Here is a 13,242-nt window from a genome sequence, read left to right as displayed (position 1 = left end):
CGGGGGAGTACGAGATGAGTCGTAGTCGTCGCCAGTTTCTGGCCGACATGGCCAAGGGGGCCTGCGGTGTGGGCCTGCTTGGCGTGGGGCTCGGTGGCGTGGCCCGCCAGCAGGCACAAGCTGTGCCTGCCCAGGCGCTGCGTCCGCCCGCCGCTCTCGATGAAACAGAGTTCCTCAGCGCCTGCGTGCGTTGCGGGCTCTGCGTCGAGGCCTGCCCCTACGACACCCTCAAGCTCGCCCGGCTGTTTGACCCTGTGACCACCGGTACCCCTTATTTCAAGGCGCGTGCCGTGCCCTGCGAGATGTGTGATGACATCCCTTGTGTGGTGGCCTGTCCGAGCGGGGCGCTGGATCAGCAGATGACCGACATCGATCAGGCCCGGATGGGGGTGGCAGTGCTCATCGATCACGAGACCTGCCTCAACTATCTGGGGCTGCGCTGCGATGTCTGTTATCGGGTCTGCCCGCTGATTGACAAGGCGATCACTCTTGAGCTGCAGCATAACCAGCGTACCGGCAAACACGCCATGTTCCTGCCCACGGTACACAGCGATGTCTGTACCGGCTGTGGCAAGTGTGAGCATGCCTGCGTGCTGGAGGAAGCGGCCATCAAGGTGGTGCCACGCCAGCTCGCCAAAGGTGAGCTGGGTCATCACTACCGGCTCGGCTGGGAAGAGAAGGCCAAGGCGGGGAACAAGTCGCTCATCGGCGACAGGCTCACCCTGCCCACCCGCAAACCGGAGGGGTTATGAGTCGTTATCCGGGGGAAGAGGCTCGCATCAAGCTGGGGTGGTGGCGTTCCCACCGCTTCCTGTTGCTGCGTCGCCTGAGTCAGTTCAGCGTGCTCGGGCTGTTTTTGCTGGGGCCGTTGGCGGGTATCTGGATCCTCAAGGGCAACCTCTCCAGCTCGCTGTTGCTGGAGACGGTGCCGCTGACCGATCCCCTCACGCTGTTGCAGTCGCTGGCGGCGGGTCACTGGCCCATCACCACTCTCTGGCTGGGGGCTGCCATTGTGCTGGCCGGTTACTGGCTGGTCGGGGGGAGGGTGTTCTGCTCCTGGGTCTGTCCGGTCAACCTCATCACAGATGCCGCAGCCTGGCTCAGGGGGCGCCTTGGACTAAAGGGCAACGGCCAGTTCAGCCGTGCGACCCGCTACTGGCTGCTGGCCATGGTGCTGGTGGTGCCAGCGGTGGTTGGGGTGATGGCGTGGGAGCTGGTCAATCCGGTGTCGCTCGCCATGCGCGGCCTGCTGTTTGGCATGGGGGCTGGCTGGGCCCTGCTTGCAGCGCTGTTCCTGTTCGATCTCTTCGTGGTTGAGCGGGGCTGGTGCGGTCATCTCTGTCCGGTGGGGGCCTTCTATGCCCTGGTCAACCGGGTCGGATTTATCAAGATTTCTGCCAAGGGGCGCGAGCGGTGCAACAACTGCATGGATTGTTATGCGGTTTGCCCGGAGCGTCCCATCCTGCGCGGGCCTGTTCACGGTGCCAAGCGCGGTCACGGGCCCTTGATTGCGGCTCAGGAGTGTACCAACTGTGGCCGCTGCATCGATGTCTGCGCGGAACAAGTTTTTGAAATCACTGTAGGTTTTGCCGTCAAGGCAGAAAAAACGTCGGAGAACAAATAATGAAAAAGCTGATTGGAGCAATGCTGGCCTGCCTGATGGCGGGATCCTTGATGGCAGCGGCCCCCGAGATCACCAACAGTACCGGTGGCCTCAAGTCCGAGCGTGGCGCCACCGATCTGGTGACCGATGCCACCGCCGCGCCCCTGAAAAACTTCCGCAAGGATGGCGCGCCCTATGATCGCCAGTACATGCATCAGCCACCGCTGATCCCCCACGACATTCGCAACTATGAGGTGGATACCAAGGTCAACAAGTGCCTGGCTTGCCACAGCTTCAAGAATGCCAGTGCCATGAAGGCTCCCAAGATCAGTCCGACTCACTTCGAGACCCGCGACGGCCTGACCCTGGGTGAAGTGTCGCCGCGTCGCTACTTCTGCCTGCAGTGCCATGTGCCGCAAGCGGATGCCAAGCCGCTGGTGGAAAATACCTTTAAACCGGTTGAAGCGCTGAACTGAGGAATCCATAGATGAAATTACCCGGCTTTATCCAGCGTCTGTGGACCACCTTCAAGTCACCATCAAAGGCGGCTCTCTGGGTCATCCTGCTGATGGGCTTCTTCGGTGGCGTGATTTTCTGGGGTGGCTTCAACACCGCCATGGAAGCATCCAACACAGAGGCCTTCTGCACCAGCTGTCACGAGATGAAGGACAACGTGTTCGAGGAGTACCGCGACACCATCCACTACGCCAACCGCTCCGGCGTGCGGGCCAGCTGCCCGGATTGCCACGTGCCCCATGAGTGGACCTACAAGATCATCCGCAAAGTGCAGGCTTCCAAGGAGCTGTGGGGCATGATCACCGGCAAGGTGGATACCCGTGAGAAGTTCGAGTCGCACCGGCGCGAGATGGCGGAGCGGGAGTGGCAACGAATGAAAGAGACCGATTCGCGCGAGTGCCGCAACTGCCACAACTTCGAGTACATGGACTTCTCCCTGCAGGGGCAGCGTGCCGCCAAGATGCACTCTACCAATCTGGCCAGTGGTGAAAGTACCTGCATCGACTGTCACAAGGGGATTGCGCACCAGCTGCCCGACATGACCGGGGTGAAAGGGTTCTGATCCTGCGACGACAGGCCGGGTTTACCCGGCCTGCGTTTTGTTCATATATGGGACAAGCATCAGATTTGTGTGTCTTTTAAATCCCATATCTCGTGAAACCTTTGATAGAATCAGCCCGCCGTCACACGCTTGAGCAAGTTGGTCCCCCTGTCTGCGTCCGTTTTTGCGTCCTGACAGCCGGCCTCTCATACCCCTTCTCTTCCTGCCTCGTTGACGGCCCATAGCCACAAGGAGCTGCCCGATGGGACAGAAACACAACGCATTTATTCCCCTCAAGATCGCCGTGCTGACGGTTTCCGACAGCCGCACCGCCGCCGATGACAGCTCGGGCGACTATCTGGTCTCGGCCCTTACCGACGCGGGCCATCAGCTGGCCGATCGGGCACTCTGCCCCGACAACCTGTTTCGCATTCGAGCCCAGGTGAGCGAGTGGATCGCCGATGAAGGGGTGCAGGTGGTGCTGATTAACGGCGGTACCGGCTTCAATGAACAGAACCGGGTACCGGAAGCGGTCGGTGTGCTGTTCGAGCGCACCGTACAGGGTTTTGGCGAGATGTTCCGTCAACTCTCTTTTGCCGAGATTAAAGGCTCCGCCATGCAGAGCCGTGCGCTGGCGGGACTCGCCAATCGCACCCTGATCTGCTGTCTGCCGGGCTCCACCGGCGCCTGTCAGCTGGGTTGGGAGCAACTGATCCGCGATCAGCTCGATGCCCGCACCAAGCCGTGCAACTTTGTCTCCCACCTCTGAGAGCAAACGATGAACCAGACAGATACCAAGCAGACCCAGCCCAACCTGACGCATCTGAACCAGAGCGGTGAAGCCCATATGGTGGATGTGACCGACAAGCAGGTGACCGAGCGCGAAGCCCGTGCCGAGGCGTTTGTTGCCATGACCCCCGAGACGCTGGCGCTGATCCTGAGCGGCCAGCACCACAAGGGTGACGTGTTCGCTACCGCCCGCATCGCAGGCATCATGGCCGCCAAGAAGACCGCCGATCTCATCCCCCTCTGCCATCCGCTGGCCTTGACCAAAGTCGAGGTGGAGATTGTGCCGCTGGCCGAGCAGCACAAGGTGCATATCCGCACCCTCTGCAAGCTCTCCGGCAAGACCGGGGTGGAGATGGAGGCGCTGACGGCAGCGTCGGTGGCGGCGCTGACCATCTACGACATGTGCAAGGCAGTGCAAAAGGACATGGTGATCGAACAGGTGCGGCTGGTAGAGAAAAAGGGCGGCAAGTCCGGCCATTTTCAGCTGGGGTCAAATAGCGGGGAGCAAGCATGATCAAGGTACTGTTTTTTGCGCAAGTAAGAGAGCTGGTAGCGTGTGACGAGCTGAACCTGCCCTGCGACTACGCCACCGCCGAACAACTGCGCGCGGCGCTCTGTGAGCGCGGCGACAAGTGGGCACTCGCCCTCGAGTCGGGCAAACTGCTAGTGGCGGTCAACCAGACCCTGGTGCCCCTCGATACCCCCATCAATGATGGCGATGAGGTGGCCTTCTTCCCGCCGGTGACCGGAGGTTAAGGATGAGCGAGGCAACCATGACCGATCGCATTCTGGTCCAGCGGGAGGATTTCTCGCTGGCGGACGAATATGCCCGTCTCGCCACCCGCCCCGACAGTGGCGCCATTGTCACTTTCGTTGGCAAGGTGCGCGACTTCAATCAGGGGGAGGAGGTGAAGGGGCTGGCCCTCGAGCACTACCCCGGTATGACCGAGAAGGCGCTGGCCGATATCGTGCAGGAGGCCCGCCGCCGCTGGCCGCTGCAGGAGTGTACCCTCATTCATCGTATCGGCGAGCTGTGGCTTGGCGATCAGATTGTGCTGGTGGCGGTGAGCAGTGCCCACCGCGACGCCGCCTTTGACGCCTGTCACTTCATCATGGATTTCTTGAAAACCCGGGCGCCGTTCTGGAAAAAAGAGCTGACCGCCGAGGGAGTGCAACGCTGGGTCGAGGCCAAGGAGAGCGACAACGCGGCCGCTGCCCGCTGGCAAGCCTGACCTGTTCATCACGAGGGGCGCAGGTTCAACGGGAACCACGGCCCCGCTTCGGGGCGCGGATATGCGGGCCCCATCAGGAGAAAGGGAATGAAACCGCTGTTATCTGTTGTCATCGTAGGCGTCTGCGCCGCCACCTTGCATACCGGTGCCGTGAAGGCCGATGAAGTGAAAGTGGCCGTGGCCGCCAACTTCAAGGGAACCATCGAGCGTATTGGCAAGGAGTTTACCGCCAAGACAGGCCACACCCTGGCCATCTCGTCTGCCGCCACCGGGGTGCTCTACACCCAGATCAGTCACGGCGCACCGTTCGATCTCTTCCTCTCCGCCGATGTGGCGACCCCCGAGAAGCTGGAAAAAGAGGGCAAGGGGAGCGATCGCTTCACCTACGCCATCGGCCAGCTGGGGCTGTGGAAGAAGGGGGGGCCAGCCCCTGACGAGGCGACCCTGCGCAATTGGAAGGGCAACCTCGCCATCGCCAATGCCCGCACAGCTCCCTATGGTGCTGCCGCCATGGCGACCCTCACCCATCTCAAAATCGATCCCAAGCAGTACCGGTTGCTGACCGGCGCCAACATCGGCCAGACCTGGCAATTTGTCGACACCGGCAATGCCGAGCTGGGCTTTGTCGCCTGGGCCAATCTGGTGGAAGCGGGCAAGACTGGCGAAGCCTGGGCAGTGCCTGCGAGCTTCTATCCCCCTATCGAGCAGCAGGGGCTGGTATTGAAGAAAGGCGCCGCGGTCGAGGCGCTGGTGGCCTGGCTCAAGGGGCCGGGTCAGGCGCAGATCAAGGCGGCGGGTTATGCCTTGCCCCAATAAGGGGATGGGCCTGATGCGATACCCTGAGTGGTCTGCCTTCGAGTCGGCCACTCTTTGCAATAAGGATGGATACCATGCCGTTGGGGGCATTTATCAACCGGGAGGTCGGTAATGAGTGAAGGGGATCTGCTGGCGGTCTGGCTCACCCTGAAGCTTGCGGCCTGCACCACAGCGATTTTGCTGTTGCTGGCACCGCCGCTGGCCTGGTGGCTGTCGCGCAGTCAGAACCGGCTGCGGCCGCTGGTGGAGGCGCTGGTGGCGCTGCCGCTGGTGCTCCCTCCCACAGTGCTGGGTTTTTATCTGCTGCTCGCTTTCTCCCCCGAATATGGTTTCGGCGCCTGGTGGCGCGACACCTTTGGCGCCCCGCTCGCCTTCAGCTTTCTCGGCCTGCTGTTTGCCTCCATCCTCTATTCGCTGCCGTTCGTGGTGCAGCCGCTCACCTCCGCTTTCGTCAACATGGGCAACAAGGAGCTGGAAGCTGCTGCGACCCTGGGGCTTGGCCCACTGGAGCGCTTCTTCCACATCATCTTGCCGATGACCCTGCCCAGCTTCGTGATGGCGGCGGCCCTTGGCTTTGCCCATACATTGGGGGAGTTTGGCGTGGTGCTGATGATTGGCGGCAATATCCCCGGCGAGACCCAGGTGCTTTCGATTGCCCTGTTTGATCATGTGGAGGCGATGGATTACCGACAAGCCCACTATCTGGCGGGCGGCCTGATGGCCTTCTCGCTGGTGATGCTGGTGCTGGTCTACGGGGTGTTGCAGCGCCGACAGCGGAGAGTGTTTGGATGAACCAGCCCGCCACTATGCCGCCTGTGAACGTGCCGCACAGCCATGCCCTGAACCTCCATGCCCGGCGCGAGTTTGGCCCCTTTACCCTCGATTGTGCACTGACCCTCGAGCTGGGGGGGATCCTCGGCCTGTTCGGCCCCTCGGGCTGTGGCAAGAGCACCCTGCTGCGCATCATCGCCGGACTCGATCGCCAAAGCGGGGATCGCTTGCGGTGGCGCGATCGGGAGTGCGCCGCGCTGTTGCCCGAAGCGCGCCGGATCGGGTTGGTGTTTCAGGACTCGCGCCTCTTCCCTCATCTGACGGTGCTCGGCAATCTGCAACTGGCGGCCCGCAAGGGGCGAGGGCGCTGGCAGCCCGAAGCGCTGGCGGCTCGGCTCGGTTTTGCCGATCTGCTGGGGCAGCCTGCCCATGCCCTCTCTGGCGGTCAACGCCAGAGGGTAGCGCTGGGGCGGGCGCTGCTGGCCGAGCCTGATCTGTTGCTGCTCGATGAGCCTTTCTCGGCGCTCGATCGGCGCAGCCGCATCCATCAGGCCCATGTGCTCAAGGGGTTGCAGCAGGAGAGCTGCATCCCGATGATCTTCGTTAGCCACGCCATGGAGGAGGTGAGCCTGCTCTGCGATCAGCTGGTGCTGCTGGAAGGTGGCAGGGTGGAGGCGCAGGGACGGCCGAGCGAAATCTTCGCCCGTACCGACCTGTCGCTCGCCAGCCGTGACGATGCCGGGGTGATGCTGGATGCGACCCTCTCTCACTACGATGATGACGAGCAGATGGCGACCCTGCAACTCGGCGAGCAGCGGCTGCGGGTCACCATGACCCATGTGCCGGATGAGAGCGGCCCATTGCAGATCAAGGTGGCGGGGCGCGATGTGGTGATTGCTACAGCACCTATCGAGCACTCCAGTCTCTCCAACTGTCTCGTCACCCGTCTGCTGGCGGTGCGCGAGGTGCGCCCCGGCCAGACCCTGTTGCAGTTGGCGCTGGGTGAGCAGATACTGCTGGCCCGGATCACCAGCCGCTCCGCCAGGCGGCTGGCACTGGCGCCGGAGCAGCAGATCTACGCTTATATCAAGGCGGTGAGTCTGGTCAGCGAGGGTTGATTGGGCGCCGTGCTGATAACGTGGCAGGATAACCACGGGTGACATAACAACAAGAGATGGTTCAGGTGATGAGTCGAGAGGCAATACACTGATGCGCCGCAATCAGGTGATGAAATTCAACGGCCTTGCCCTGCGCAGTGCGGGGGAGGGCCCTTTGCTGTTGCTGCTGCATGGGCTGGGCTCCTCGAGCCTCGACTGGCAGGCGCAGATCGAACGGTTTTCCGAACAGTACCGGGTGGTGGCGCTGGACTTGCGCGGCCACGGTCAGAGCATGCAGGAGGGGCCGTTCGATGTGGCGACCCTGGCAGCCGATGTGGTGAACTGGCTCGACGAGCAGCCGGAGCCCGCTTGGGTTGTCGGATTGTCGCTGGGGGCCATGGTCGCGCTGGAGCTGGCGCTGCAACTGCCCCACAAGGTGCAGGGACTGGTGCTGGTCAACGGTTTTAGCGAGTTTCTGCTGGAGAGCCCCAAAGAGCAGGAGCGTTACGCCCAGCGCCTCAAGTGGCTGCGCTGGTTCGGTATGCGCCCCCTCGCCTGGTGGCTGGGACGCGAGCTCTTCCCGGGCCCGGATCTCGCTCAGGTGCGCCACACCTTCCGACTGCGTTTCGTGCGCAATAAAAAGAAAACCTACAAGGCGCTGCTGGAGGCACTACCCGGCTGGTCGGTACGCGCCCGGCTCGGCGCCATCTGGCAGCCGGTGGCCATCATCTCCACCAGTCACGACTACCTGCCGCTGGCCAAACGGGTAGAGCAGTTTGCCGCTTTGCCCAACGCCACCATCCACACCCCCAACGGCCACCACGCCTGGCCAGCGGAAGATCCTTCCGGATTTAATCATTTGCTTCACCGGATTTTAGAAACCCATTAAACTTGTCGCCCTTTTACCCCGTGTATGTATTGGTTCGATCGCCTTGCCAAAGGCATAAGGCAATGCAATCGGACCCATTTCTGATCTATTAACAGGTGTTTCCTCATGTCTGAAGTAATGAAAATGGCCATCGATGATGGCTCGACCAACGTCAAGGTGAGCTGGATTGAGAACAAGGTGCTCAAGACCATCATCTCTCCCAACTCCTTTCGCAAGGACTGGAAGAGCGCCGCATTGCGTAAAGACAAGAAGATCTACAACTACGAGATAGGCAACACCAAATACACCTACGACGCGACCTCCGACAAGTCTCTGGCCACCACACATGTGGAGTACCAGTACGACGATCTCAACCTGCTCTCAGTGCATCATGCCCTGTTGCAGACCGGAGTGACGCCGTGCGATGTCGCCATCACTGTGACCCTGCCCATCACCGAGTTTTACAACCCGGATGATTGCCAGCGTAACGAAGAGAAGATCGAGAAGAAACGCCGCAACCTGATGCGTCCGATCACCCTTAACAAGGGCGAGCTGTTCAATATCGTCAGTGTCGAAGTGATGCCGGAGAGTCTGCCTGCTGCGCTCTCCCGTCTGATTGGTTCAGGCTGCAACGAGTTCACCAAGACTCTGGTGATCGACTGTGGCGGCACCACTCTGGATATGGGGATCATCGTCGGTGAGTTTGATGATGTCTCCGATGTCTACGGTAACAACGAGATCGGTGTCTCCATGGTGACCGACGCTACCCGCAAGGCGCTGGCCGCAGCAGACAGCGATTCGAGCTATCTGGTGGCCAACGAGTTTATCAAGCGTCGTCACGACATGAGCTTTGTACGCGATGTGGTCAACGACGAGAGCCAGATCCCCAAGATCCTCGAGAAGATGCAAAACAAGATCGACGAGCTGGGCACTCAGGTTGCGCATGAAGCGAAGAAGTTTGCCAAGAACCCGAACCGTGTCTATCTGGTCGGTGGCGGCGCATCTCTGATTTATGACGCGATCAAGGCGGCCTATCCCACCCTGGGTGACCGTGTCGAGCTGCTGGACGATGCCCAGTCCGCGCTGGCTCGTGAAATCTGCCTCTACACCACGGAAGAGGATGAAGTCTATCGCGAAGCGCCTGTGATGGCCGAGGTTGACGATGAGTAGTCAACTCAAGCGCATGACCTTCTCCATCTATATGGATCCGGGTGCGCTGGAGTCTGATCGCTATGCGGTCGGGGTATTGCAGAACTGGTATCAACGGGCGCGAAAGATCCAGGAGGGCACCGAGGAGTTTGACTTCTCCAAGAGCCGTTTCCACAAGGATATCTACCTCTCCGGCATGTTCATGTACGTGCTGGCGCCCAACCTCTGCAAAGCGATTGCCAATGCGCTGGGGCCGGAGCAGGTGAGCATGACCACCCTGCGTCATGCCTTTGCCAGCTGTGGTTTCACTTTGGGTGAGGTCGCTGGCGAGGCGCAGCCTGCCGCAGATGTGATGATCGACGAGATAGTGGCCCGACTGGCCCCACAGCTGGGACAGAGTGATACCGCTTCACTGGTAGACGAGATTGTCAGCCGGCTTGGCGAGCAACAACCCGCCGAGATGTGGGATGAACTCAGACAGGGGCTGCCTGCTGCACTGGATCATGACCAGCTGGCCGAAGCCATCGCTGGCAAGCTGCCATCAGCAGGGGCCGAGCAGGATCTGGCTCCCCTTGCCAGCAGTATCCAGCTGCTCTCTCGCCAATTGGAAGAGCAATCCCGGCTGATCCGCGAGCAGCACAGATTGATCCAGCGACTGGCCAGTGCCCCCGCTCGACAGAGTGTTGTCGGCACAGAGGTAGAACCTTTGATAGAGGATCTCTCGAGTCAGGTGGCCAGTATGAAAAAGGTCAAAGCCAAGGGGATCTTCTGATCCCCGATACCGTTGCTAAATCGGAATACAAAAGCCGAACCACAGGGTTCGGCTTTTTTGATCCCGTTTGCGTCAAGGATGGGAGCAGACGGGGCAGTCGGGGCGCTTGGGCAGCTTCATCTCGCGGAAGGTGCCGCTCAGGCCGTCGATCATCAGCAGGCGGCCGCTGTAGCTTTTGCCCATGCCTGCCAAGAGCTTGATAGCTTCCAGTGCTTGCAGGCTGCCCACCAATCCCACCACGGGGGCGAGTACACCGGCTTCGACGCAGGTGAGGGCCTGCTCGCCAAACAGGGCGCTGAGGCAGGCGTAGCAGGGTTCATCTTCCTGCCAGGTGAAGCTGCATAGCTGCCCCTCCAGCCGGATGGCGGCGCCGCTGACCAGCTGCACCTTGTGCTGGCGTGCCTTTTGGTTGAGCAGGTCGCGAATGGCCAGGTTGTCAGTGCAATCCAATACCAGCTGGTGTTGGGGCAACAGGGTATCGAGCAGCGCCTCGTCGGCCACGGCAGCGTGGGTCTCGACGTTGAGCCAGGGATTGAGGGTTCGCAGCGACTGGGCGGCAGAGTCTACTTTGTAGTGGCCAATGCGCTCATCGTTGTGCAACACCTGACGCTGCAGATTGGAGAGCTCCACCTTGTCGAAATCGACCAGGGTGAGCTGGCCAACTCCGGCTACCGCCAGATACTGGCTGGCGGCGCAGCCAAGGCCACCAGCGCCGATCACCAGCACACGGGCCTGCTTGAGCGCCTCCTGTCCCTCGAAGTCGAAGGATTTGAGGATGATCTGGCGGTTGTAGCGCAGCAGTTCGGCGTCGCTCAGGATCTCGCTCACAGCAGCAACCCCCCGAATGGCTCCACGGTCACCGTCTCGCCCGCGGCAACGCGGCCCCGTTCCCGTTCAAGAACGATGTAGCAGTTGGCTCGCGACAGTGAGCTGAACACGGCGGAGTCCTGCGAGCCGGTGCTGCGCACCTCGAGGCCGTTTGGCCCCTGACTCAGGATGCCGCGCTGGAAGTCGAGTCGGCCCGGGCTCTTTTTGAGTGGCTCGGCCGCAATGGCTTGCAGCTGGAGCGGGCGCTCGAAGTGCTGGCCCGCCAGCTTGGCCAGCGCCGGTTGCACCAGCTGATCGAAGGTGACCATGGCGGAGACGGGGTTGCCCGGCAGGCCGAAGAACCAGGCGCGGGGCAGACGGCCAAACGCAAACGGCTTGCCCGGCTTGATGGCAAGCTTCCAGAAGCCAATCTCGCCGAGCTCGTCCAGCAGTTGTTTGGTGAAATCCGCTTCCCCCACCGAGACGCCGCCGGTGGTGATGAGTACATCGGCCTCTTCGTCGGCGCGGATAAAGGCAGCGCGTAGCTGGGCCGGATCGTCGGGGATGATGCCAAGGTCGAGGCAGTCGCAGCCCATGCGCGCCAGCATGGCCCGCACGCCGTAGCGGTTGGAGTCATAGATATCGCCGTGGGCGAGCGGGGTACCGACCGGTTTGAGCTCATCGCCAGTGCTGAAGATGGCCACTTTCAGCGGTCGGCGCACCGCGACGGTAGCCACGCCGAGGGAGGCTAGCAGTGGCATCTCTCTTGGGGTGAGGCGAGTGCCGGCTGGCAGCACGCAGGCGCCCTTGCCGATATCGCTGCCGGTGCGGCGGATATTCTGGCCCGGTTCGGGTTGCGTAAGAAAAGTGATCCGATCGCCGTCGGCCTGCGTTTCTTCCTGCATCACCACTGCATCGGTGCCTGCGGGAACCGGGGCGCCGGTCATGATCCGCACGCAGTGGCCGGCGGGCCACTCGCCCTGATAGGGCTGACCGGCAAACGCTTTGCCCGCCATGATGAGCGGGGTGCCAGCAGTGAGATCCGAAAGGCGCACGGCGTAACCGTCCATGGCGGAGTTGTCGAAGGGGGGCACGGCGAGGGGAGAGGCGATGTCGCTGGCAAGAACCCGGCCAAGGGCCTCTGGCAGGGGCTGCTGCTCGCTGTCGCAGCAGCAGGCGAGTTGTTCCAGCATCCCTTGCAGGGCATCGCTTAAGGGGAGTAGTCCGCTGGTATCAAATCCCATCGTCATGACCTCTTTCTATGATTGAAGGCGGGATTATCACAAAAATCCCCGGGGATGGGCAGGTTATCTCAAGGATTCTCGGGGTAATCGGCGCAGAAACGGGGGTAGATGGCCATAAAGTATGAGGTGACGCACAAGTTGACTTGAATCTTGGCGGCAATGGCCGTTTACTATGCCGCCATAACAGATGGCCGTTACATCCCGAGTGGCGACCATTACAGCGATACCGTCGGCCCTGTACGCCGCCATAACATAAGGGGTTGCTCCTTGAGCGGCCCTCACAGTCCCTGAGCGTGGGAGAGAAGATAATGACAACCTTAAGTCCGGAAGCCTTGCTGGTCAGGGCTGCCCTCGAAGCCCAGGGACTGGAAACCCCCCTGGTCACCAACGAGCTGAACAGCCAGGAGAAGCGGGAGAAGATCGAAGGCCATATGCGCTCCATCATGGAGACCCTGGGGCTGGATCTGGCCGATGATAGTCTGGCCGAGACGCCGCATCGCATCGCCAAGATGTACGTCAACGAGATCTTCTCCGGCCTCGACTATTCCACCTTCCCCAAGGTGACGGTGATCGAGAACAAGATGCAGGTGGACGAGATGATCATGGTGCGGGACATCAGCCTCACCAGCACCTGCGAACACCACTTCGTCACCATCGACGGCATGGCCCATGTGGCCTATATCCCTCGTGGCAAGGTAATTGGCCTGTCGAAGATCAACCGAATCGTGCAGTTCTTTGCCCGCCGTCCCCAGGTGCAGGAGCGGCTGACCCAGCAGATCCTGCTGGCGCTGCAGACCCTGCTCGGTACCAAGGATGTGGCTATCAGCATCAAGGCGACCCACTACTGCGTCAAGGCACGCGGCGTGATGGACTCCACTTCCTATACCACCACCACCTCCCTCGGCGGGGTGTTCAAGACCCAGCCCGATACCCGGGCCGAGTTTCTCGGTGGCCTGCGCGGATAAGATGGCGGTTGTTTTGTAACCGCCACGCTGAATAAACGAGACGCCAGCAGCCATTGCTGGCGTTTTTCATTG

General features: G+C 61.2%; 17 protein-coding genes. 15 read left to right on the top strand and 2 right to left on the bottom strand.

Translation table 11 applies throughout. The annotated features are described in order from the left end of the window. The first annotated feature begins 14 nt into the window (after window positions 1–14). From napG to ACTG2S_RS15520, 14 genes are all read left to right on the top strand, one after another. A complete protein-coding gene (gene napG / locus ACTG2S_RS15585) occupies window positions 15–752 on the top strand; it encodes a ferredoxin-type protein NapG (protein WP_058059905.1) in 738 nt (245 codons plus the stop codon). Beyond that, window positions 749–1,624, top strand: coding sequence for a quinol dehydrogenase ferredoxin subunit NapH (gene napH, locus ACTG2S_RS15580; protein WP_047438504.1), 876 nt, complete (start codon window positions 749–751; stop codon window positions 1,622–1,624). Before napG ends, napH begins: the two co-directional genes overlap by 4 nt. Beyond that, window positions 1,624–2,079 (top strand): nitrate reductase cytochrome c-type subunit, encoded by a 456-nt coding sequence (locus ACTG2S_RS15575; RefSeq protein WP_005334452.1) that lies wholly within the window; start codon window positions 1,624–1,626, stop codon window positions 2,077–2,079. Before napH ends, ACTG2S_RS15575 begins: the two co-directional genes overlap by 1 nt. 11 nt (window positions 2,080–2,090) lie before the next feature. Continuing rightward, on the top strand, window positions 2,091–2,681 hold the full coding sequence (locus ACTG2S_RS15570) for a cytochrome c3 family protein (RefSeq protein WP_005353459.1): 591 nt from the start codon (window positions 2,091–2,093) through the stop codon (window positions 2,679–2,681). Window positions 2,682–2,922: 241 nt separating this feature from the next. Beyond that, window positions 2,923–3,429 (top strand): molybdenum cofactor biosynthesis protein B, encoded by a 507-nt coding sequence (gene moaB / locus ACTG2S_RS15565; protein ID WP_064340970.1) that lies wholly within the window; start codon window positions 2,923–2,925, stop codon window positions 3,427–3,429. A gap of 9 nt (window positions 3,430–3,438) precedes the next feature. Beyond that, window positions 3,439–3,963, top strand: coding sequence for a cyclic pyranopterin monophosphate synthase MoaC (moaC, locus tag ACTG2S_RS15560; RefSeq protein ID WP_439982828.1), 525 nt, complete (start codon window positions 3,439–3,441; stop codon window positions 3,961–3,963). Continuing rightward, a complete protein-coding gene (gene moaD, locus ACTG2S_RS15555; RefSeq protein ID WP_123172677.1) occupies window positions 3,960–4,205 on the top strand; it encodes a molybdopterin synthase sulfur carrier subunit in 246 nt (81 codons plus the stop codon). The genes moaC and moaD overlap by 4 nt, the downstream gene beginning before the upstream one ends. A gap of 2 nt (window positions 4,206–4,207) precedes the next feature. After that, window positions 4,208–4,681 (top strand): molybdopterin synthase catalytic subunit MoaE, encoded by a 474-nt coding sequence (moaE, locus tag ACTG2S_RS15550; RefSeq protein ID WP_064340972.1) that lies wholly within the window; start codon window positions 4,208–4,210, stop codon window positions 4,679–4,681. Window positions 4,682–4,768: 87 nt separating this feature from the next. Further along, entirely contained in the window at window positions 4,769–5,497 is a 729-nt protein-coding gene (gene modA, locus ACTG2S_RS15545; RefSeq protein ID WP_439829923.1) for a molybdate ABC transporter substrate-binding protein, read from the top strand. A 111-nt stretch (window positions 5,498–5,608) separates the two neighbouring features. Continuing rightward, window positions 5,609–6,289 carry a molybdate ABC transporter permease subunit gene (gene modB, locus ACTG2S_RS15540; protein ID WP_005334429.1) on the top strand — a complete coding sequence of 227 codons (681 nt, stop codon included), beginning with the start codon at window positions 5,609–5,611 and terminating at the stop codon, window positions 6,287–6,289. Then, window positions 6,286–7,386: a molybdenum ABC transporter ATP-binding protein gene (gene modC, locus ACTG2S_RS15535; RefSeq protein WP_439982823.1), complete on the top strand. Its 1,101-nt coding sequence runs from the start codon at window positions 6,286–6,288 to the stop codon at window positions 7,384–7,386. The genes modB and modC overlap by 4 nt, the downstream gene beginning before the upstream one ends. A 91-nt stretch (window positions 7,387–7,477) precedes the next feature. Next, on the top strand, window positions 7,478–8,254 hold the full coding sequence (locus ACTG2S_RS15530) for an alpha/beta fold hydrolase (RefSeq protein WP_274160340.1): 777 nt from the start codon (window positions 7,478–7,480) through the stop codon (window positions 8,252–8,254). 105 nt (window positions 8,255–8,359) lie between these two features. Then, entirely contained in the window at window positions 8,360–9,403 is a 1,044-nt protein-coding gene (parM, locus tag ACTG2S_RS15525; protein WP_103252105.1) for a plasmid segregation protein ParM domain-containing protein, read from the top strand. Further along, entirely contained in the window at window positions 9,396–10,154 is a 759-nt protein-coding gene (locus ACTG2S_RS15520) for a hypothetical protein (protein ID WP_274160339.1), read from the top strand. Before parM ends, ACTG2S_RS15520 begins: the two co-directional genes overlap by 8 nt. Before the next feature lie 72 nt (window positions 10,155–10,226). On the opposite strand, the gene moeB is transcribed toward ACTG2S_RS15520, so the two are convergent. Beyond that, entirely contained in the window at window positions 10,227–10,982 is a 756-nt protein-coding gene (gene moeB, locus ACTG2S_RS15515; protein WP_439982821.1) for a molybdopterin-synthase adenylyltransferase MoeB, read from the bottom strand. Beyond that, a complete protein-coding gene (gene moeA, locus ACTG2S_RS15510; protein WP_113739139.1) occupies window positions 10,979–12,205 on the bottom strand; it encodes a molybdopterin molybdotransferase MoeA in 1,227 nt (408 codons plus the stop codon). Before moeA ends, moeB begins: the two co-directional genes overlap by 4 nt. Window positions 12,206–12,513: 308 nt before the next feature. Here moeA and folE point away from each other — a divergent pair, with 308 nt between their 5' ends. Next, window positions 12,514–13,170 (top strand): GTP cyclohydrolase I FolE, encoded by a 657-nt coding sequence (folE, locus tag ACTG2S_RS15505; protein ID WP_113739140.1) that lies wholly within the window; start codon window positions 12,514–12,516, stop codon window positions 13,168–13,170. Window positions 13,171–13,242 lie beyond the last annotated feature (72 nt).

This window comes from Aeromonas sp. 82P, from assembly GCF_051919365.1.
Taxonomy (GTDB): domain Bacteria; phylum Pseudomonadota; class Gammaproteobacteria; order Enterobacterales; family Aeromonadaceae; genus Aeromonas; species Aeromonas veronii.
The sequence above is the reverse complement of the archived record's forward strand: the minus strand, read 5'-3'. Positions and strand labels throughout refer to the sequence as shown.

Excerpts from the sequence above, each read along its gene's own strand:
- napG (WP_058059905.1), top strand. The coding sequence starts at position 15 with ATGAGTCGTAGTCGTCGCCAGTTTCTGGCCGACATGGCCAAGGGGGCC.
- napH (WP_047438504.1), top strand. The coding sequence starts at position 749 with ATGAGTCGTTATCCGGGGGAAGAGGCTCGCATCAAGCTGGGGTGGTGG.
- ACTG2S_RS15575 (WP_005334452.1), top strand. The coding sequence starts at position 1,624 with ATGAAAAAGCTGATTGGAGCAATGCTGGCCTGCCTGATGGCGGGATCC.
- ACTG2S_RS15570 (WP_005353459.1), top strand. The coding sequence starts at position 2,091 with ATGAAATTACCCGGCTTTATCCAGCGTCTGTGGACCACCTTCAAGTCA.
- moaB (WP_064340970.1), top strand. The coding sequence starts at position 2,923 with ATGGGACAGAAACACAACGCATTTATTCCCCTCAAGATCGCCGTGCTG.
- moaC (WP_439982828.1), top strand. The coding sequence starts at position 3,439 with ATGAACCAGACAGATACCAAGCAGACCCAGCCCAACCTGACGCATCTG.
- moaD (WP_123172677.1), top strand. The coding sequence starts at position 3,960 with ATGATCAAGGTACTGTTTTTTGCGCAAGTAAGAGAGCTGGTAGCGTGT.
- moaE (WP_064340972.1), top strand. The coding sequence starts at position 4,208 with ATGAGCGAGGCAACCATGACCGATCGCATTCTGGTCCAGCGGGAGGAT.
- modA (WP_439829923.1), top strand. The coding sequence starts at position 4,769 with ATGAAACCGCTGTTATCTGTTGTCATCGTAGGCGTCTGCGCCGCCACC.
- modB (WP_005334429.1), top strand. The coding sequence starts at position 5,609 with ATGAGTGAAGGGGATCTGCTGGCGGTCTGGCTCACCCTGAAGCTTGCG.
- modC (WP_439982823.1), top strand. The coding sequence starts at position 6,286 with ATGAACCAGCCCGCCACTATGCCGCCTGTGAACGTGCCGCACAGCCAT.
- ACTG2S_RS15530 (WP_274160340.1), top strand. The coding sequence starts at position 7,478 with ATGCGCCGCAATCAGGTGATGAAATTCAACGGCCTTGCCCTGCGCAGT.
- parM (WP_103252105.1), top strand. The coding sequence starts at position 8,360 with ATGTCTGAAGTAATGAAAATGGCCATCGATGATGGCTCGACCAACGTC.
- ACTG2S_RS15520 (WP_274160339.1), top strand. The coding sequence starts at position 9,396 with ATGAGTAGTCAACTCAAGCGCATGACCTTCTCCATCTATATGGATCCG.
- moeA (WP_113739139.1), bottom strand. The coding sequence starts at position 12,205 with ATGGGATTTGATACCAGCGGACTACTCCCCTTAAGCGATGCCCTGCAA.
- folE (WP_113739140.1), top strand. The coding sequence starts at position 12,514 with ATGACAACCTTAAGTCCGGAAGCCTTGCTGGTCAGGGCTGCCCTCGAA.